18 protein-coding genes, 1 pseudogene and 1 riboswitch are annotated in these 17,907 nt (G+C 52.2%); of the genes and pseudogenes, 12 read left to right on the top strand and 7 right to left on the bottom strand.

Annotated elements, in window-relative coordinates:
• Window positions 1-24: 24 nt before the first annotated feature.
• A complete protein-coding gene (locus G7064_RS09100) occupies window positions 25-2,010 on the bottom strand; it encodes a TonB-dependent receptor (RefSeq protein WP_166073317.1) in 1,986 nt (661 codons plus the stop codon).
• Between the two features lie 159 nt (window positions 2,011-2,169).
• Window positions 2,170-2,398, bottom strand: a riboswitch (cobalamin riboswitch).
• Between the two features lie 110 nt (window positions 2,399-2,508).
• Here G7064_RS09100 and G7064_RS09095 point away from each other — a divergent pair.
• The gene (locus G7064_RS09095) at window positions 2,509-3,117 is read left to right on the top strand and encodes a DNA-3-methyladenine glycosylase (protein ID WP_166073315.1); all 609 of its coding nucleotides are present in this window, start codon (window positions 2,509-2,511) and stop codon (window positions 3,115-3,117) included.
• A 99-nt stretch (window positions 3,118-3,216) separates the two neighbouring features.
• Here G7064_RS09095 and G7064_RS22305 read toward each other — a convergent pair whose 3' ends face one another.
• From G7064_RS22305 to G7064_RS09085, 3 genes are read right to left on the bottom strand one after another with little or no spacing between them, the layout of a single operon-like run.
• On the bottom strand, window positions 3,217-3,342 hold the full coding sequence (locus tag G7064_RS22305) for a hypothetical protein (RefSeq protein ID WP_240935867.1): 126 nt from the start codon (window positions 3,340-3,342) through the stop codon (window positions 3,217-3,219).
• An 11-nt stretch (window positions 3,343-3,353) separates the two neighbouring features.
• Window positions 3,354-4,433: an RsmD family RNA methyltransferase gene (locus tag G7064_RS09090; protein ID WP_240935828.1), complete on the bottom strand. Its 1,080-nt coding sequence runs from the start codon at window positions 4,431-4,433 to the stop codon at window positions 3,354-3,356.
• Between the two features lie 37 nt (window positions 4,434-4,470).
• The gene (locus G7064_RS09085) at window positions 4,471-5,055 is read right to left on the bottom strand and encodes a hypothetical protein (RefSeq protein ID WP_166073314.1); all 585 of its coding nucleotides are present in this window, start codon (window positions 5,053-5,055) and stop codon (window positions 4,471-4,473) included.
• Window positions 5,056-5,217: 162 nt separating this feature from the next.
• On the opposite strand from G7064_RS09085, the gene G7064_RS09080 reads away from it, so the two are divergent.
• The 10 genes from G7064_RS09080 (at window position 5,218) to nadD (ending at window position 12,861) form a co-directional block, all read left to right on the top strand.
• Complete coding sequence (locus G7064_RS09080) at window positions 5,218-5,958, top strand: DUF4397 domain-containing protein (protein WP_166073313.1); 741 nt, start codon at window positions 5,218-5,220, stop codon at window positions 5,956-5,958.
• Window positions 5,959-6,082: 124 nt separating this feature from the next.
• Complete coding sequence (gene ahcY, locus G7064_RS09075) at window positions 6,083-7,393, top strand: adenosylhomocysteinase (protein ID WP_166073312.1); 1,311 nt, start codon at window positions 6,083-6,085, stop codon at window positions 7,391-7,393.
• Window positions 7,394-7,560: 167 nt separating this feature from the next.
• Complete coding sequence (locus G7064_RS09070; protein WP_166073311.1) at window positions 7,561-8,328, top strand: glycosyltransferase family 2 protein; 768 nt, start codon at window positions 7,561-7,563, stop codon at window positions 8,326-8,328.
• Complete coding sequence (locus G7064_RS09065) at window positions 8,325-9,368, top strand: glycosyltransferase family 9 protein (protein WP_166073310.1); 1,044 nt, start codon at window positions 8,325-8,327, stop codon at window positions 9,366-9,368. Before G7064_RS09070 ends, G7064_RS09065 begins: the two co-directional genes overlap by 4 nt.
• Window positions 9,369-9,372: 4 nt before the next feature.
• Window positions 9,373-10,023: a hypothetical protein gene (locus G7064_RS09060; RefSeq protein ID WP_166073309.1), complete on the top strand. Its 651-nt coding sequence runs from the start codon at window positions 9,373-9,375 to the stop codon at window positions 10,021-10,023.
• Window positions 10,024-10,058: 35 nt separating this feature from the next.
• Window positions 10,059-10,679 (top strand): O-antigen ligase family protein, encoded by a 621-nt coding sequence (locus tag G7064_RS09055; RefSeq protein ID WP_240935866.1) that lies wholly within the window; start codon window positions 10,059-10,061, stop codon window positions 10,677-10,679.
• Between the two features lie 76 nt (window positions 10,680-10,755).
• Window positions 10,756-11,400 carry a sigma-70 family RNA polymerase sigma factor gene (locus tag G7064_RS09050; RefSeq protein WP_166073307.1) on the top strand — a complete coding sequence of 215 codons (645 nt, stop codon included), beginning with the start codon at window positions 10,756-10,758 and terminating at the stop codon, window positions 11,398-11,400.
• Entirely contained in the window at window positions 11,348-11,707 is a 360-nt protein-coding gene (locus tag G7064_RS09045; protein ID WP_166071948.1) for a hypothetical protein, read from the top strand. Before G7064_RS09050 ends, G7064_RS09045 begins: the two co-directional genes overlap by 53 nt.
• Window positions 11,708-11,716: 9 nt before the next feature.
• Window positions 11,717-12,301, top strand: coding sequence for a guanylate kinase (gmk, locus tag G7064_RS09040; RefSeq protein ID WP_166073306.1), 585 nt, complete (start codon window positions 11,717-11,719; stop codon window positions 12,299-12,301).
• Entirely contained in the window at window positions 12,298-12,861 is a 564-nt protein-coding gene (gene nadD / locus G7064_RS09035) for a nicotinate (nicotinamide) nucleotide adenylyltransferase (protein WP_317172849.1), read from the top strand. The genes gmk and nadD overlap by 4 nt, the downstream gene beginning before the upstream one ends.
• 91 nt (window positions 12,862-12,952) lie before the next feature.
• On the opposite strand, the pseudogene frr reads toward nadD, so the two are convergent.
• From frr to G7064_RS09020, 3 genes and pseudogenes are all read right to left on the bottom strand, one after another.
• Window positions 12,953-13,515 (bottom strand): annotated as a pseudogene (frr, locus tag G7064_RS09030) (ribosome recycling factor).
• A 100-nt stretch (window positions 13,516-13,615) separates the two neighbouring features.
• Complete coding sequence (gene pyrH, locus G7064_RS09025; protein WP_133271641.1) at window positions 13,616-14,392, bottom strand: UMP kinase; 777 nt, start codon at window positions 14,390-14,392, stop codon at window positions 13,616-13,618.
• Between the two features lie 68 nt (window positions 14,393-14,460).
• On the bottom strand, window positions 14,461-14,964 hold the full coding sequence (locus G7064_RS09020; RefSeq protein WP_166073305.1) for a biotin/lipoyl-containing protein: 504 nt from the start codon (window positions 14,962-14,964) through the stop codon (window positions 14,461-14,463).
• A gap of 97 nt (window positions 14,965-15,061) precedes the next feature.
• On the opposite strand from G7064_RS09020, the gene G7064_RS09015 reads away from it, so the two are divergent.
• Window positions 15,062-17,662, top strand: coding sequence for a M1 family metallopeptidase (locus G7064_RS09015; RefSeq protein WP_166073304.1), 2,601 nt, complete (start codon window positions 15,062-15,064; stop codon window positions 17,660-17,662).
• Window positions 17,663-17,907: the final 245 nt, after the last annotated feature.

The raw sequence follows: 17,907 nt of genomic DNA, 5'->3' as shown, positions 1-17,907 counted from the left end.
AGAGTAAAAAGAAAGGAATCTTGATTAGCGCCAAGTGAGGCGGAGGCTGAGCGCGACGTTGCGCGGCGGCATGGCCCGGTAGGCATATACCTGGTAGTTCCGGTTGGTTAGATTGAAGCCTTGCGCCAGCACCGTCACGGCCCAGGTAGGCGTAATAGCCAGTGTTCGGCCCAGGCTGGCGTTAAGCAGGGTATAAGACGGCAGGAAATCGACGGCGGAAGCGTCGGTGTAGCGGTAGCCGGTGAAGGTGAGACCAGTGGTAAGCTGCCATTTGTGCCAGCTCTGATCCGTGGTAAAGGCAAACGAATGCAGCGGCACGTAAGGCAACTGCCGGCCCACCGGGTCAGGATCTTCAGCGCGGCCTTTCACCTTTTCCGACTGCGTAAAACCGTAAGCCGCCCGCGCCGTGAGCGAATAAGCCCCCCAATGACCAGTCAGCTGCGAACTGGCTTCTACACCCCGGGCACGCACTTGGCGCAGGTTGCGCGGCGTGTAGTCGCCTTGGGTATTCGGCAACCATTGCACCCAGTCGTCTACTACTTGGTAGTAAGCCGTGAGTTCTGTTTGGAGGTTCCAGGGGACATTTTTGGTGAACTGATGCCGCAGGCCAGCCTCATAGCCAAGGCCGTTTTCGGGGCGAAGATTCGGGTCGCCGGTACGCCAGAAACGCTCGTTCAGGGTGGGCGCGCGGTAGCTGCGTGAGGCGCTTGCTTTCAGGGATACTTGTTGAGCAGAAGTTTGCCAAAACTGCCATTCGGCCCCTACGGTAGGGGCAAGCGGCGGTCGGCGGCCCGATATAAACGCTTGCCTTAGGTTAGCTGTGAGCTGCAAGCGAGGAATAGGGTCGTAGCGTAGCAGCCCAAAGCCCGAAAATCGGTTTTCGGACACTGAACGGCCGTAGCCATCTACTTCAGCCGCGAAGTGCTGGGCTTCACCACCAAGTCGCAGACTCGCTTTTGAGTTGAAAGTGACTGTGTGCTCGGCCTGTGCCTGCGTGGTGCGAACCCGCGAATTGCTTGTCAGGTCGTCGTTTCGGTAATCAATAACGTCCTCAAACCACGCCACCCGCACCGCCGACTCATGACGCCCGGAGGCTACGTGGCGGTAGCCGGCCAGCAGGCGACGGCTTTGGTCTCGCTCACGAGCGTGGTTGTTGCCTGAACCAATGGCCGGCTGAAGCTGCCGGTCGGCATCCGTGAGCCAGATAGCCGCCATTAGCTCGCCACGCTCACCCAGACGGAGAGTGGCGTCCTGGCTTAGATTCCATTGGCGCACCGCCGCATTCTGCTGGTGCCGGCGCACCAAACCTGTTATTTCGGGTGAGTTGTAAGGGAAATCATTTCGGGCTTCGCGGTAGGAGGCTGCTGTACGTACAGCTACCTTTTGATTGCTGAAGCGCCCTTCCACGCTGCCCGCGCCCAAGCCATACTGACCCGCATCCAGCTGGGCACTTACCTGTGGGCCTGCCCCCCAGCGAATAGGCGAGGAAAGTAGTACGGTGCCGCCCACAGCGCCGGTGCCATACGTAGCGCCAGCCGGCCCATGCTGCACATCGATGCGAGTGTTGGCCCCAGCAGGTAAGAGGGCAAAATCAGCCTCTCCTAGCGAGGGCAAGTTGATGTTGAAGCCATTCCACAGCACGGCCGTGTGCCTAGCCGATGTGCCCCGAATTGTAATAGAAGACAGTTGCCCAGGCCCGTAATTCTTGATAAACAGAGGCGTGCGCGCCGCCAATACATCGGTAAGTGTGCCCGTGCGGTACTGACTTAAGGCCAGCGAGTCGATAGAGGTAAGGCGGCTGCCCACAGCAAACCGGCCAGGGCGTGCGGCTTGTACCCGCACATCAGGAAGCAGTTGGACGGTGGAAAGCCGACTGGAATCGGAAGGTGAGCTGCCGGTGGGAGTAGCTTGCTGAGCCTGACTAGGAAAGGCACTGAAAAAGCCCCCCAGTAGTCCCAAAGCCGATAGTGGCCTAAGCAGCAAGCGCCGCCAAGATATAGATGTACGCATAATCCGAACTAAATTTTCGGTTTAGGAAAATTCAGTTCAAAACCTCGCATAAGTCCTCCTAAAGCAGGAAAACTACCGCGAAGCCGAGGCCGAAAACAGGGAAACCGGCCGCCCAAAGCGGCCACTGCATTCGTTCTCCGCCCTTCCTCCGAAAGCGCTGAACATTAAACTTGTACAGGCAGGTCTCCTGGCTTGCTTCGAGTGGCGCCGCCTTCCCATTTCTCGAACTTCTGCTAGAGCACAAGCTTTCAGCGAAACAGTGGCAGGGGGATTGGCCCACCCTCCTTTGAAGCGTACAGTTGCGGGGACAGCTCCCGATTTGAACGGGATTCCCTTTTCAGCCTCGCCCCACAATCGGGGTCTGGCCACCTATAACAGCACAAAGATAGCGGCATTCGGTCGAATACAACGCGTATCATGTCAGGCGGAAGGTAATGAAGGCGAGTAAAAACTCGTCGGTAGTCGTATAGAAGCTTAAATGACCCTTCAGTTTAGATAATGGCCACCAAATTGCCCCCCAGCTTCTACCGTCGTCCCGACCCGGTCCAGATTGCCCGCGAACTGCTCGGTAAGCATGTATTTTCAAACCTTAATGGCGAGCTAACCGGTGGCCGCATCGTGGAGGCTGAAGCATATTCCCACGTCGGTGACCAGTCACTCACCATGCACATCAAGCGTCGCGGAGCCCACTCGCAAGCTTTATTGGAGCCAGGTGGGTGTGCTTACCTCTACCAAGTATATCAGCGGCATACCTTATTCAACATCAGCACCAATGGGGTGGAAAAGCCCGATACAGTGCTCATTCGGGCTTTTGAGCCGTTGCAGGGAATAGAAATCATGCTACAGCGACGAGGGCAGACGACAGTCTCACCGAAGCTTACTGCTGGTCCGGGCTTGCTTACGCAGGCGCTTGGTATCACGCCTGCCCTTACCGGTGCGGATTTGCAAGGCGATGTGCTATGGTTAGAAGATCATGGCGAAACAGTACCTGAAGAACAGGTAAAAAGAAGCGCCCGCGTCGGGCTGGCCTATGCTGGCGACGAAGCCGCTAACCTGCCTTGGCGCTTTCGCATCATTGGCAACCCGTGGACCAGCAAAGCCTCATAGTCATGTACTAACGCAGTAACAATTCTTAGAATCTAAAAAAGCCCCCGGACTAGTTCTGGGGGCTTTTTTAGGATGATTATATCGGCTAATTTGTTTCCGTCAACTCAACCAGTCAGAAAAGTCTGCGGTTTGGCTTTTCTCGCAGACTAGCACCATCAGACGGCCGCGCAGATCGGTGGTAGCAAACAGGTAAGTGTCACCGCCTTCCCGAATACCTGTACGCAGGCGAAACTCAGCTACTGAGTCCGGGAAGTTGCGTGTTGTGACGTGGGCGCGCGTCTCGGGGCCAAGGTGGGGAGAAGGGCGTCACGGTCGTAGCGCTCGGTGGCTCGAATACGGAAAATACGGCCTGGGAAGTCGGGCCGAAGCGTATCGGCCGTATATAAGTGGCTATGCTGGTGAAGCTTCAGTAGCTCAAAAGCCGTTCCTATACTTTTGAAGCCTCCCGCCTTCAGAACCGCTACGTTGGGCTCGTATAAGTACTGTTGAGGCTCAGCGTAGCGTGGTATCGCACGCGCCTCCCGGGCCTTGTTTAGTCGGAACTCCTGCTGCTCCCCATTGCGCAATAAATTGACGGTAAACCGCTCCGGGTCTATTGCTGCCTCAGGGCCAAGCTCGTACAACACCTCTTTGCACTCATTATCAACAGCTACTACCCACAGGCGGCGCACTTGCCTAAGCTCGCTCAGTGCCTGCTCAATATCAAGCATGGGCGAGGTTTTGAGCAGTACCCGCCGGCTTTTATGAAGTAGCAAAGGCAACAGACGCAATACATCCGGCTCGCAGTCCTGGAGGCGGAATATCTTGCGGGCTGCTGTATCGCGCCGGGCTGGATCGAGGTAAATCCAGTCGAACGTATCGGGCGTGTTTTTAAGGAAATTTACGGCTTCGCTGGCATGGCACTGCACATTATGAATACCCAATTGTGCCAGATTATACTCTACTACGGCTACTAATTTTGCGTCGCGCTCAACATAATGCACCTCCGGTATCCGGGTAGCAAAATACGTGGCATCAACTCCAAAGCCACCGGTTAAGTCGGCTAGGCGTTGGCCACTTACAAGGCTGGCTTTAAAGGCTGCAGCGCGGGCTGAGGATGCTTGCTCGACGGAAACTGCGCTCGGAAAAATCAGGTCAGGATTATCGGCCCAAGCGGGGATTTTCGTGCGGGCTTTCTGGCGCGCCTGAATCTGGCGTACCAAGTCGGGCACGGGCAGGCCCGGAAAGCGTCGAGCCTGAAGGGCAAGTTGGGCGGGGTCGTGGTGCAGGTGGTCGGCAACGTACTGCCGAGCCGCGTCGGGCAGCGGAAAGTCCATGGCTATGCTTACGCAAAAACTGGCTCTTTAGCGCAATCTAGCGCAAATTCCAGCGCAATGCGAGCTGAGGTTGGCCAGTAGGAGCCGCCGTAAGACCTACAGCCGTGGGCGATACACGCTGGAAAAGGCTCCCCCGCGCTGCTGGCCAGCCAGCATTATGAGCTTCTACTGCGCGCTGAAAATGGGTATTAGTGTTACGGCTAATGAATACGTTTGCCAGCAAACTGGCAGCGGCCACCCCAATAGCCACCTTCTGCGGATTGCTAAAATAACGCTGCTCGCCTTCGCCAGCCAGCACCTGCTGACCATAGAATCCTAAGGCACCCACAAAGGTCAGACGCTCCGCCAAAAACAGCCATTTCTGCTGCCGGTAGCTATTTAAGTGCTCCAAAGCCTGGGTGTTACCGGCCAAATAAGGACGCAAGCGCTGCCCAAAAAAGCCAGCATTCTGGTACTCATTTGTGCCCTGGGGGGCAAAATAGAAGTTCTTTTGAGAGCCGTTCAAGCCACGGCCTTGGTCCTCGGGGCTGAGGCGTAAAATGGTAGGCGTTTGCTGGGCTTGTGCAACACTAAATACTAGCAAGAAGCTGAGCAATAAGGCAAAAGAACGAAAAGGATGCATATTCATAGGAGCAGTAAGCAGCAATAGGTAGGGAAAGGTAATTGACTACAGGGCGGCGGAATTAGTTCAGTGAGAGCAAAATCTTTCAACCGCTAACTCAACAAAAGGGCCAAGCTCTACGTTCTGAGGCCAGTTTACTTAGGTTCCACATTTAATTTGCTTATGACAACTCTCGCAACTGCTTTTCGCCGCTACCTCCTGCTGGCTGCAATGCCTGCCGCCGCGCTAGCCTTCTCCGGCTGCGGCGACGATGATGACAATGGTCCGGGTAATGGCCGAGTAATGGCTGTACACGCTGCTGCCTCCGCCAACGTGCGCGTAAAAGTGCTGATCAATAATTCGGAAGTAGGTCAGCTTAACTATGGCCAGAATTCGAGCTACCTGAACGCTCCAGCTGGCGCACAGGAAGTAAAGATTAACGTTGCTGCTTCCGACCAGAACGCTGCAACGCAGACCGTTACTATTGAGCGCGATAAGAATCAGTCACTGTTCGCCTACGCTCCCAGCACGACTGCGAATGCAGTTGCTCTGCTCGCGGTATCCGATGATTTGACGGCTCCGACAGCAGGAAAGGCCAAAATTCGGTTGGTTCATCTGGGCCAGGGTGCTCCTAGCCCCGTAAACTTGGCGCAGGCTTCGGCATCGGGCGCTCCGGTGAACGTTATTCCTACGGTAGCATTTCCGACGGCTTCAGCTTTTGTAGAGATAACGCCCGGTGATTACAACTTTGTAGTGACGAACAGCACCAATGCCACGGTAACCTCAGTAGGCAACGGCACGGGCGCAGGTACCGGCACCCGGAACTATGCGGTCGGCAAAATTTACACCGTGCTTGTACGCGGCGTAGCCAGCAGCCTCGATCAAACCTTGCAGCCCAAAGCAACGGTAATTGAGAATAACTAGCTCAGCAGCAGCTACTAATTAGCTCTAAAAGAACCTGTTCCTTATCGGAGCAGGTTCTTTGTTTTTCATCTCCAACTAACAATTTGATTACCTTTGCAGTTGAATAGCAAAAAAACACTATATCATGGTTGATACGACCTACGTTCCTTACAAAGTAAAAGACATGTCGCTGGCCGAATGGGGCCGCAAAGAAATCCGTTTGGCGGAGGCTGAAATGCCGGGCCTGATGGCTTTGCGCGAAGAGTTTGGCGCTTCGCAGCCGCTGAAAGGTGCCCGCATTGCTGGCTGCCTGCACATGACTATCCAAACCGCCGTACTCATCGAGACGCTTATCGCGCTGGGTGCTGACGTAACTTGGTCATCGTGCAATATCTTCTCTACCCAAGACCACGCTGCCGCTGCTATTGCTGCTGCGGGCATCCCGGTCTATGCCTGGAAGGGTATGAATGAAGAGGAGTTCAACTGGTGCATCGAGCAGACCCTGTATTTCGGTGCAGATCGTCAGCCCCTGAACATGATTCTGGACGATGGTGGCGACCTGACCAACATGGTCCTCAACAACTTCCCTGAGTTGGCTGCTGGCATCAAAGGCATTTCTGAGGAAACCACTACCGGCGTATTGCGCCTCTTGGATCGGGTGAAGAATGGCAGCCTGCTCATGCCTGCCTTCAACATCAATGACTCTGTGACCAAGTCGAAGTTCGACAATAAGTATGGTTGCAAGGAGTCGGCAGTAGACGCTATCCGTCGGGCAACTGACGTAATGATGGCCGGCAAAATTGCTGTTGTAGCTGGCTACGGTGACGTAGGAAAAGGTACGGCTGCTTCGTTGCGCGGTGCTGGTGCTCGCGTTATCGTTACCGAGATTGACCCAATTTGCGCACTGCAGGCTGCTATGGACGGCTACGCGGTGAAGAAGATGTCGAACGCCATCAAAGAGGCCGACATCGTGGTAACGGCTACCGGCAACTGCGATATCATTACTGAGGAGCATTTCCGCGCTCTGAAGGACAAGGCTATCGTTTGCAACATCGGTCACTTCGACGATGAGATTGATATGGCTTGGCTCAATGGCAACTATGGCCACACCAAAGACACAGTAAAGCCCCAGGTTGACTTGTACAACATCGACGGCAAAGAGGTCATCATCTTGGCCGAAGGCCGCTTGGTGAACTTGGGTTGCGCTACTGGCCACCCTTCATTCGTGATGTCGAACTCGTTCACCAATCAGGTATTGGCGCAGCTAGAGTTGTGGCAGAACGCTGACCAGTACGAGAACAAAGTATACACGCTGCCTAAGCACCTTGATGAGAAAGTAGCTTATCTGCACTTGGCTAAAATCGGTGTAGAATTAGATGAGTTACGGCCGAAGCAGGCTCAGTACATCGGTGTAGATGTACAAGGCCCGTTCAAGTCGGACCTGTACCGCTACTAGGATTCGATTTTAATTAATAAAAAAGCCCCCAGACATTGTCTGGGGGCTTTTTGTTGTTTTAATACGTTCTGCCAAAACCATTATACCTGCTGTGCCTTCTTATTAGAGCATTATAGATTTAACAGAAAAGGCCAGCGCTATGCAATCATTACAGATATTTGCCCCCCATGCCCCTTTCTCTCTCCGTCGTCATTATTACGTTCAATGAAGAGCGCAACATCGGCCGTTGTCTGGATGCACTTAGCGACATTGCCGATGAGGTAGTAGTAGTTGATTCCTTCTCGACGGATAAAACGGTGAGGATCTGCGAGAGTCGGCAGGCCCGGGTTGTTCAGCAGGCTTTTGCCGGCTACGTGGAGCAGAAGAATTTTGCCACGGCCCAAGCTCGCTTTGATTATGTGCTCCAACTCGATGCCGATGAGGTGCTGACGGAGGAACTGCGCCAAAGCATTCGGGAAGCGAAACAGAATTGGCAGGGTGCGGGCTACACCTTAGCTCGGCTCACCAACTATTGCGGTACCTGGGTGCGCCACGGTGGCTGGTACCCCGACCGTAAGTTGCGTCTCTACGACCGGCGCTTGGGGCGTTGGACTGGCTTGCTCCTGCACGAGCGCTACGAAGTGACTGTGGGGCAACATGTCGGTGCATTATCGGGCGACTTACTCCATTACTCTTACGATTCGGTAGCACAACACGTCGCGCAACTCAACCGTTTTACCAGCATCGCAGCTGAGGAACTGGCGCTTCGTGGAAAGCAAAACGCCACGCTTTTTCATCTGCTACTCAAGCCTATTTGGAAGTTCGTGCACGGCTATTTTCTGCGTTTGGGCTTTCTCGATGGGTTTGCTGGCCTGTGCATTGCGAGCATTTCTGCGGGGGGCGTTTTTTTAAAATACGCCAAGCTGCGTACTCAGTCTACACCTTCCGCTAAATGAAAACCTTTCTGGTAAGCCGGACAGATGCCATTGGCGATGTGGTACTGACCTTGCCCGTTTGCGGGCAGTTGAAGCGCTTGTTTCCGGGGTGCCGGGTCGTGTTAATTGGCCGCACGTACACACAGGCCGTAGCGGAATCCTGTCCGCAGGTGGATGGGTTTATCAATGTGGATGAACTACTAAAAAAGCCCCCCAGCGCACAAATTGAGCTGCTTAAAGCAGAAGGGGCTACCGCCATTCTTCACGTTTTCCCCAACAAAGCTGTAGCCCGGTTGGCGCAGCAAGCGGATATTCCTGTGCGTATTGGCACGCGCAACCGCTGGTTTCATTGGCTGACTTGCAATCGGTTGGTGGCTCTGAGTCGCCGCCATTCTCCTTTGCATGAAGCTCAACTGAATCTTCGTTTGCTGGGTCCGCTTGCTGCTTCAACTGATGATTTGCCATTGGCCGAGGTAGCGACTTTAAGTAAGCTGCAGCCAACTGAGCTACTGGGGGGCTTTTTTCAACAACTGCTTCAAAATCGTAAAGCGGGCCAGCTCAATATCATTTTGCATCCCAGTTCCCGGGGTAGTGCGCGCGAATGGGGCCTCGATCATTTTGGCACTTTAGCACAGCTACTACATGAGGCCGGGCATCGCGTGTTTATTACGGGCACCGCGGCCGACGGTGAAATGCTGCGTCCGTGGCTGACTGCCCATGCTGCCGCACTTACCGCCGATCTAACCGGACAACTCTCTCTGCCCCAGCTTCTGGCATTCATTCACGCGGCCGATGGGTTGGTAGCGGCCAGCACGGGGCCTCTACATCTGGCCGCTGCGCTGGGCCGACACGCACTAGGAATTTATCCACCCCTGCGACCTACGGACCCGGGTCGGTGGGCGCCACTTGGGCCTCATACCGAGTACCTCGTGTTTGACCGTCCCAACTGTACCGATTGCCGGGCGCAGCCCGCAGCGTGCACTTGCATACGTGCTATTCAGCCAGCGCAAGTGTTGGCACGTATTTCGGGGTGGCAACCGTTAGCTAGTCCCGCATCCTGATATTTTGGCGCTAATATCTCATTCTGCTCCTCCTACTTCCTCGTTGTCACGCTTGCGGCAAGTATGGCAACAAGGCCGCGTATCGCAATACTTGCTGCTGCTAGCTTGTGTGGCTGGGGTAGCTGGGCTTTTTGCTTCACGGGCACTAGTCGCCCTGAGCCCACTGGTAGGCGTGGCCGCTGCCCTAGCAAACCCCAAAGCACAACTAGCCTTAGTACCATGGCTGCGCAATAAATCAGCTTGGGGCTTAGCACTGCTGTATCTATTGTTAGTAGTGAGTGGCTTGTATACCGAGGATTGGCCGGTTTGGAAGCACCAGATATATCGGCAGCTTCCCTTGATAGGAGTACCGCTGGCTTTTGCTTTAGCTGTACCACTGAGCGCCCAGCAGCGCTACGCCGTCGGTTGTTTGTTTGTAGCTGGAGCGTCACTAGTAGGTGGTGCTACGGTTATTCGTTATCTGCTCAACCCGCTGGCCAACAATGAGTTGATTATGATGGGTCAAAACACGGCTTCCGTAACGGGTATTTTTCACATTCATTTTGGCCTGATGCTGGCCTTGGCTGCTTATTTCGGTCCATTATTAAGCAGTAGCAGATATGCGGGAAAAGTAGCGCAGGGGCTACTAATTCTGGGGGCATTTCGGCGGCCGTAGCGCTACACGTTCTAGCTTATCGGACGGGGTTGCTAGTGCTCTATGCCGCTTTATTGGTAAATGGGGTCTTTCTTATTGTAAAGCAGCGGCGTTACCTGTTGGGGGGCATTTTGTTGGCTTTTCTGCTCATTGCGCCTTTCCTAACCTATAACCTCCTAACTTCTTTCCGCTACCGGGTGCTAGGTACAGCCTATGATATAGCGCAGTTCTCCGCGGACCGGGATATCAACGATTTTTCCGTGTCGCAGCGCTTTGCAGCCTGGGAAACGGCCCGCGTCATTACCACTTTCCGGCCGTGGGTGGGCGTAGGCATAGCCGATGTGCGGGCTGAGATGATGCGCCAATACGAATGGCGCGACTATGGCCTATCACCCGCCAACCGCGTCATGATCCATAATCAGTACCTGCACTACTTGGTAGGCGGTGGCGTAATCGGATTATTTCTTTGGCTACTGGTTCTGCTTGGACCGCTGGCGCAACCTAGTTTACGTAGAAACCCGTACGTGATACATTTCCTGGTTGTAATGGGCACCGGAATGCTGGTTGATTCACTGCTGGAGCTCCAAATCGGCTTCAACTTGTTCGTGTTTCTTTACAGCTTTCTAGTGGTGGCCGGCGAGCGGCACAGCCAAACGGCTGCCGCAAACCTTCCCTGAGCGAATAGGTATAGTAGTATACGTTTCTTGGCTGATTGTCCTTTTTTGGTGATATTCGGCCGTAATTTTAGCCTCCATGAGCGATTCTCCCGAACGGGTACCCAAGCTGAGCAAGGAAGAAAAAGACCGGCGGTTTCAGGCCGAACTGATGCCGGTGCTCGACCCGCTCTACAACTTTGCCTACCGCCTTACTCTCGACGAAGACGATGCGAACGACCTCGTGCAGGAGACCTATTTAAAGGCCTATCGTTTCTTTGAGTACTTCGAACAGGGAACCAACGCGAAAGCGTGGCTGTTTCGCATCCTGAAAAACTCGTTCATAAACGACTTCCGAAAAAAGAGCAAGCAACCCGCCAAAGTCGACTACAGCGAAATTGAGGGTTACTATAATACGGAAGATGTAGAGGCCGAGGGCGACGTGGGAAGCACGTCGTCGGATATGCGGCAGCAGTCTGTGCGTGACCTCATCGGCGATGAGGTAGCCAGCGCGCTCAACTCGCTGCCCGTAGATTTCCGCACCGTCATTATTCTCTGTGATCTGGAAGGGTTTACTTATGAAGAAATGGCTAAGGTGCTGGATATCCCGATCGGTACAGTGCGTTCCCGTTTGCACCGGGCCCGCAACTTCCTGAAAGAAAAATTAGAAAAATACGCTAAATCAATGGGCTATGGCAACGAACAAGAAAACGACGCTGACGCTCTTCTCACCGACGAAGATTAATAACAATATTTCTGGCTCCCTTATGGAAACTACTTCTACCACAGCCCCCAACCAGCAAGTCGCCGCTTCTGGTCCTGATTGCGAACGTGTGAACACGATTCTCGACCAAATTATTGTTGGGCAGGATCCTAACGAGGAGGATGAAGAATATTTCATTAATTACGCCGAAGACTGCTCTCCTTGCTTCGATAGCATTGATAAACAGCAGGTTTTCGTTGATTTTATTAATGAGAAAGTAGGTCGTAAGGGTGCTCCTTCTTCCCTTCCCCACACTATCATGGCGAGAGTTCAGGCAGAAATGGCCTAATTTCGCCTCATGCAGGGTAAAATCATCGTGTTTTCGGCCCCTTCCGGAGCCGGCAAAACTACTATAGTCCATCGGCTGCTGGAGCGGATTCCAGAGCTAAGCTTTTCGATTTCAGCCTGTACCCGCGATAGGCGTGGCCGCACGGAGGCGAATGGCAAAGACTATTACTTTATCTCCGTTCAGGAATTTCAGGAGAAAATCCGCCACGATGAATTTGTCGAGTGGGAAGAGGTATATGAGGGCGCTTTTTACGGCACCCTCAAATCTGAGATTGAACGCATCTGGGAGAGTGGTAAACACGCTGTCTTGGATGTTGACGTCAAAGGAGGGTTGAGTATCAAAGAGTTTTACAAAGACCGCGCATTAGCGGTTTTCGTAAAACCACCTTCGCTGGAAATTCTAGAAGAGCGGCTAAAATCGCGTGCTACCGACTCCGCGGCCAGTATATCGGCTCGATTGTATAAGGCAAACTTCGAACTTACATTCGAGGACCGCTTTGACGTAACCATCGTCAATGATGACCTTGATGAGGCAATGGCGCAAGCTCAAAAGCTGGTACGTGAGTTTATAACTGCCGAACCTGCTATTCTGTGAGTTTAGTAGCAGAGCAAGAGCATAAAAAGGTAGGATTGCTTTTTGGCTCTTTCAATCCTGTTCATACCGGCCACCTCATTTTGGCGCATTTTATGGCCACCCACACCGATCTAGATGCGGTGTGGTTGGTGGTATCGCCCCAGAGCCCCTTCAAAGTCGGTCAGGAAATGTTGCCTGAAGGGGAACGACTAGCGCTAGTCGAGTTGGCTATTGCTGGCAATGACCGACTGCGGGCTTTAGATATCGAGGCGCACATGCCGAAGCCCAGCTATACAATTGATACGCTCGACGAGTTAGTTCGACGTTATCCGCAACATCGCTTTGTGTTGCTAATGGGCGAAGATAATCTGCCCGATTTACCGCGCTGGAAACAAGCAGACCGCATTCTGGCCGAACATGAGGTATATGTGTATCCGCGGCCCGATGTGGATTCCACAGAACTGAAAGTGCACCCCAGCGTGCGCGTAGTAGAGGCGCCTCTACTTGATATCTCCGCCACGTTTATCCGTGATTGTGTGCGGGGGGCAAATCTATTCGCTATCTGGTCCCTGAAGCAGTAGAAGATAGAATAATGGCAGCTGGTTATTGGCAGCAATAATAAAAAAGCCCCCAGATTAGTCTGGGAGGCTTTTTTATCAAAAGCGACAGAAATCAAACCGTCATAATTTCGGCTTCCTTCTTACTCATCAAATCATCAATTTTGGTGATATAGCTGTCGGTAGCTTTCTGAACTTTAGCTTCAGCGTCCTTCACTGCGTCTTCCGCAGCGCCCTCTTTCAGCAGCTTGCGCAACGACTCGTTCACGTCTTTGCGAATACCACGGATGCGTACTTTACCACCTTCCGACTCGTTTTTCACCTGTTTCACTAGGTCGCGGCGGCGCTCCTCCGTCATCGGCGGAATGTTCAGGCGAACACCTTCCGCATCTGACTGTGGATTAAGGCCTAAGTCACTGTTCTTAATAGCCTTTACGATTTCACCAACAATATTTTTTTCCCACGCTTTGATATAAAGTGAACGAGCATCGGGGCGGAAATATTTGCTACTTGACTAATGGGAGTAGGCGTACCATAATAATCAACCCGGATGCCTTCAAGCATAGCCGGTGAGGCCTTGCCAGCCCGTATGCGACTCAGCTCCAAGTTGGTGTGCTGCAGAGCCTTACCCATTGATTCCTCCGCCTCGCTCAGATAAAACTGAATTTCTTCGTCCATTGTGAAAATATGTAAATGTTAAAAGTTGAGTTCTGAAGAAGAACTGCGAATTAATTAGGCAGTTATTATTCAGAACTCATGATGTCAGGTGTGCGAATTGTTACGCTGGTAAATTAAGGTTAGGTTGTAGGCTGCTGTGCTTGGCATCCAAAATTTGCCCCCCAGCGCCTTCCATCGACACGCGCGTACCGATGTTCTCGCCATCGATTAACCGCTGCAAGTTGCCGGTTTTGTTCATATCGAATACAACGATGGGCAGATTGTTTTCCTTGCAGAGCGTGAACGCAGTCATGTCCATCACGTTCAGGTTCTTCTCTATCACCTCATCAAATGAGATTTCGGGGAAGCGCACAGCAGAAGGGTCTTTCTCTGGATCGGCCGAGTAAATGCCGTCTACGCGAGTCCCTTTTAGTACCACGTCGGCCTCAATCTCGATGGCTCGCAACGAAGCCGCCGAGTCGGTTGTGAAGTAGGGTGAGCCGATACCAGCTCCGAAAATAACGACGCGGCCTTTTTCTAAATGCCGCAGAGCACGCCGCCGGATGTACGGCTCGCATACCTGCTGAATAGTAAGACCGGAAAGCAGGCGAGTATTCACCTCAAGCTTTTCAAGGGCGCTCTGCAAGGCCATTGAGTTGATAACCGTGGCTAGCATGCCCATATAGTCACCCTGAACGCGGTCGAGACCAAAGGTTTCGGCCTGCACGCCCCGGAAGATATTGCCGCCACCAATTACTACCGCTAACTGCGTACCAGTAGCCGCCACAGCCTTTATTTCTTCAGCGTACTGCATCAGTCGAGTGGCGTCGATACCGTATTGCTGTTGGCCCATCAGCGCCTCACCGCTTAGCTTGAGCAGAATTCGTTTGTACTTCAAAGTGGTGGAAGTTGGTGAATAAGATGCTTACAAAAATGGGTAGCTTCTACTACCCATTCCAAACGCATTTATGTGAACTGTACGAGCACTTGGCCCTTCTGCACGTTATCGCGCAAATTTATTTTAATGGCACCAATCGTAACGTCGCTTGGGGCTTTTAGGATGTTCTCCATTTTCATCGCCTCTAATACCAGAAGCGGCTCACCCTTTTGTACCGTTTGGCCGGGCTCTACCCGAATATCCACGATCAGACCGGGCATTGGGGCTTTTAATTCGTGCACTTTGTTGGCCGCGGCATTGCTCATGCCTAGCTTATCAAGTAGCAGGTCGAAGCGGTCTTTAGCCTGCACCTCTACGAGCCGATTGTTCAGCTTTAGTTGGAGGGTTTTAGCTGCATTATCAATAGTGATTAGCTCAGCAGAATAGGAGCGCCCTTCATAAAGTATGTGATAGCGACCAGAACCTAACGGTACGATATCCCAATTAAATGGCTCGTTATCTACGCTAATAGAGCCGTTGGCTTGGTACTCAATGTCCCATACTTGATTGGGGCCGGTGCGTACTTGCAGCATAGGGGAGGGGCGGTAAAAGACGGAAAGGGGCTTAAAGATAGGCCAAATCTGAAATAATTTCGGAACTTTAGCCATCCTTTCCTTATTGCCACCCAGCATGAAATACTCGGTCCTCGGCGCTCTTAGCCTGGTCCTTACGTGTCACTTCGGGGCTCCGGCTCAGGCGGTGAAATCTAATAAGCCGGCGGCCAATAAGGCTGCTGTGAACAAAAAAGCTTCTTCTACTGCTTCCTCGCCAGCCGCTCAGACGGCTCCAGTTGCCCCATTGGTAGTACCTTCTTGGCTACCTCCTACCAATCCTGTTCAGCCATCAGCTACTATCATCACCGACGTACTTGATACGAAGCTCGATGTGCGGTTTGATTGGGCCAAACAACAGTTGCTTGGCACTGCTTTGCTCACGCTCCGTCCCCATTTCTATCCCCAGAACCAAGTTGTCCTCGACGCCAAAGGCTTTGATATCAAAAATGTGCGTTTGGTTACGGGCAATAAAGACAAGACGCTCACTTACGGCTACGACAAGCGCAAACTGACGATCAATCTCGACCGGCAGTACACGCGCTCCGAGACATATCAAGTCCGTATCAACTACATCGCTAAGCCTAATGAACTACCTGCGAATGGTAGCGCCGCTATTACCTCCGATAAGGGCTTATACTTCGTAAACCCGCTCGGCACTGAGAAAAATAAGCCTAAGCAAATCTGGACGCAGGGGGAGACTGAGGCTAACTCGTGTTGGTTTCCGACTATTGATAAGCCAAATCAGCGGATGACCCAGGAAATTGCCATGACAGTGGAGGCGCAGTACAAAACGCTTTCGAATGGTCTGCTGATTTCCTCCAAGAAGAACTCCGATGGTACCCGCACCGATGTCTGGAAACAGTCATTACCCGCTGCGCCTTATTTGACCATGATGGCCGTCGGTAGTTTTGCTGTGGTAAGCGACACTTGGAGAGGCAAAGCAGTAGATTATTACGTCGATCCACAGTATCAAAGCACGGCTAAGGCAGTATTTGGGAATACGCCCGAAATGATGGAGTTCTACTCCCAGAAACTTGGTGTTGACTTTCCGTGGGAGAAGTACTCTCAAATCGCTGTGCATGATTTCGTGTCAGGAGCGATGGAAAACACGACTGCTGTTACGTTCGAACAGTCCATCGTACAACAGTCGGCCCGTGATATTCAGGACATGAATTACGATGCCGAGTCGACTATTACCCACGAGCTATTCCACCATTGGTTTGGTGACTACGTTACGAGCGAGTCATGGGCCAATTTGCCGCTCAATGAGTCGTTCGCCGATTATTCGGAGTTTTTGTGGGCTGAACACAAATATGGCGCTGATGCCGCCGCCTTAGTACAGCAGAAAAGCCTAGGTCAATATTTAGACGAAGCAAGAAGTAAGCGCGAACCACTTGTGCGCTATCAATATGCTAGCCAAGAAGATATGTTTGATCGTCATTCCTATAACAAGGGAGGGCGCGTACTACATATGCTTCGTAAACATGTTGGCGACGAAGCTTTTTTTGCTTCTCTGAATCGCTACCTCACCCAGCACAAATACACAGCTGTTGAGCTATCCGAGCTGCGCACGGCATTCGAGGACGTGACCGGCGAGGACTTAATGTGGTTCTTCGATCAGTGGTTTCTACAACGAGGCCATCCCGAGTTGCGTGTTACGCATAGCTACGCTGGGGGGCAAATTGCGTTACGCGTTCAGCAGCTCCAAGACTCAACCTTCTCACCTATATATCGGCTACCCATCACTGTCACAACGTGGGTAAATAATCAGGCTACTGATCATCGGATCGTTATTTCGAAAGCCAATCAAACATTTCAACTACCCGCAAGTCAGCGCCCTGCTTTAGTTAAATTTGATTCTGGGGGGCAATTATTAGCGGACATTGATGAAGAGCTAACCCAGGAGGAATTAGTTTATCAATACTATCACGCTCGTAATTATTTGCAGAAATACGAAGCCATCGAAAAGCTGCGCCCCAAGCTAGCAGACTTAGCCGTGAGCGGTATGATGCGCAACGCCCTCAACGATAATTTCTGGGCCGTGCGCCAAGCTGCTGCAGAAGCGTTACGCCGATATAAAGGAGCGGAAGGCAACGCTGTACGAACTGAACTGCAACGGGTGGCTACTAAGGATAAAAAAAGCCAGGTTCGTGCTGCTGCAATAGCAAGCCTATCTTCCTTTCAAAACGAAGATTTTGGAGCTGTATACACGGTCGCCCTAGCGGACAGCTCTAATCTTGTAGTTAGTGCTGCCATCAACGCCCTTGCTAAGGCACCTACTATTGAATCGAGGGCCCAAATAAATAAGATACAGGAAAAAGCTAGTCCCACCCTATTAGGTGCCTTGTCGAATTACTATGCTCTTAACGGCAGCGTAGATCAATATCAATGGTATTTAGGCCGTATGAATGAAGTAAGCGACGAGGATCTGTATGAATCCTACTTGCAGAACTTCGCCACCTTTATGTTACGAATGCCCCCTGTGGAACGTGACAAAGGAGTACAGCGCTTAGAAAGCTATGCCCGGTCTCACTCACGCGACATCGTTCGGCTCGGCGCATATAAGGCCTTAAGCGCAATGGCTCCTAGCATGCCGACCATAAAAACGCTATTGCAAGACATTCGCACAAAAGAAAAAGACCCCAACTTGAAGACCATGTATACTTTGCTTCAATGATGTGAAGGCAGACCTTTATAGCTCTTACGCAGATAATTGGCTTCGTAAATCAGTGGCTCAAATTCTAGCAGTAGGGGGCAATTTCGAAAGATCGCTCCCCATTGCTAGAAAAAATATTGAAAGCTTTTCGGCTGTGAGCTTGACTTACATCAGAAAGCCGTTAATTTTGCAACTCCTTTTGCCACCCTACCACTTTTAGGTCGGCGTTTTTAAAGGAAAATATTCTCTGCGAATGGTGGAGGAAA

This window comes from Hymenobacter sp. HDW8, assembly GCF_011305775.1.
Lineage (GTDB): Bacteria > Bacteroidota > Bacteroidia > Cytophagales > Hymenobacteraceae > Hymenobacter > Hymenobacter radiodurans.
This window is presented reverse-complemented; position numbering and strand designations above follow the sequence as displayed.

What these genes read in the sequence shown, in the direction of transcription:
- G7064_RS09050 (WP_166073307.1), top strand. Translation starts at nt 10,756, where the DNA reads ATGAGCGATTCTCCCGAACGGGTACCCAAGCTGAGCAAGGAAGAAAAA.
- G7064_RS09090 (WP_240935828.1), bottom strand. Translation starts at nt 4,433, where the DNA reads ATGGACTTTCCGCTGCCCGACGCGGCTCGGCAGTACGTTGCCGACCAC.
- ahcY (WP_166073312.1), top strand. Translation starts at nt 6,083, where the DNA reads ATGGTTGATACGACCTACGTTCCTTACAAAGTAAAAGACATGTCGCTG.
- G7064_RS09045 (WP_166071948.1), top strand. Translation starts at nt 11,348, where the DNA reads ATGGCAACGAACAAGAAAACGACGCTGACGCTCTTCTCACCGACGAAG.
- G7064_RS09085 (WP_166073314.1), bottom strand. Translation starts at nt 5,055, where the DNA reads ATGCATCCTTTTCGTTCTTTTGCCTTATTGCTCAGCTTCTTGCTAGTA.
- G7064_RS09095 (WP_166073315.1), top strand. Translation starts at nt 2,509, where the DNA reads ATGGCCACCAAATTGCCCCCCAGCTTCTACCGTCGTCCCGACCCGGTC.
- G7064_RS09100 (WP_166073317.1), bottom strand. Translation starts at nt 2,010, where the DNA reads ATGCGTACATCTATATCTTGGCGGCGCTTGCTGCTTAGGCCACTATCG.
- G7064_RS09070 (WP_166073311.1), top strand. Translation starts at nt 7,561, where the DNA reads ATGCCCCTTTCTCTCTCCGTCGTCATTATTACGTTCAATGAAGAGCGC.
- G7064_RS09015 (WP_166073304.1), top strand. Translation starts at nt 15,062, where the DNA reads ATGAAATACTCGGTCCTCGGCGCTCTTAGCCTGGTCCTTACGTGTCAC.
- gmk (WP_166073306.1), top strand. Translation starts at nt 11,717, where the DNA reads ATGCAGGGTAAAATCATCGTGTTTTCGGCCCCTTCCGGAGCCGGCAAA.
- G7064_RS09065 (WP_166073310.1), top strand. Translation starts at nt 8,325, where the DNA reads ATGAAAACCTTTCTGGTAAGCCGGACAGATGCCATTGGCGATGTGGTA.
- G7064_RS09080 (WP_166073313.1), top strand. Translation starts at nt 5,218, where the DNA reads ATGACAACTCTCGCAACTGCTTTTCGCCGCTACCTCCTGCTGGCTGCA.
- G7064_RS09020 (WP_166073305.1), bottom strand. Translation starts at nt 14,964, where the DNA reads ATGCTGCAAGTACGCACCGGCCCCAATCAAGTATGGGACATTGAGTAC.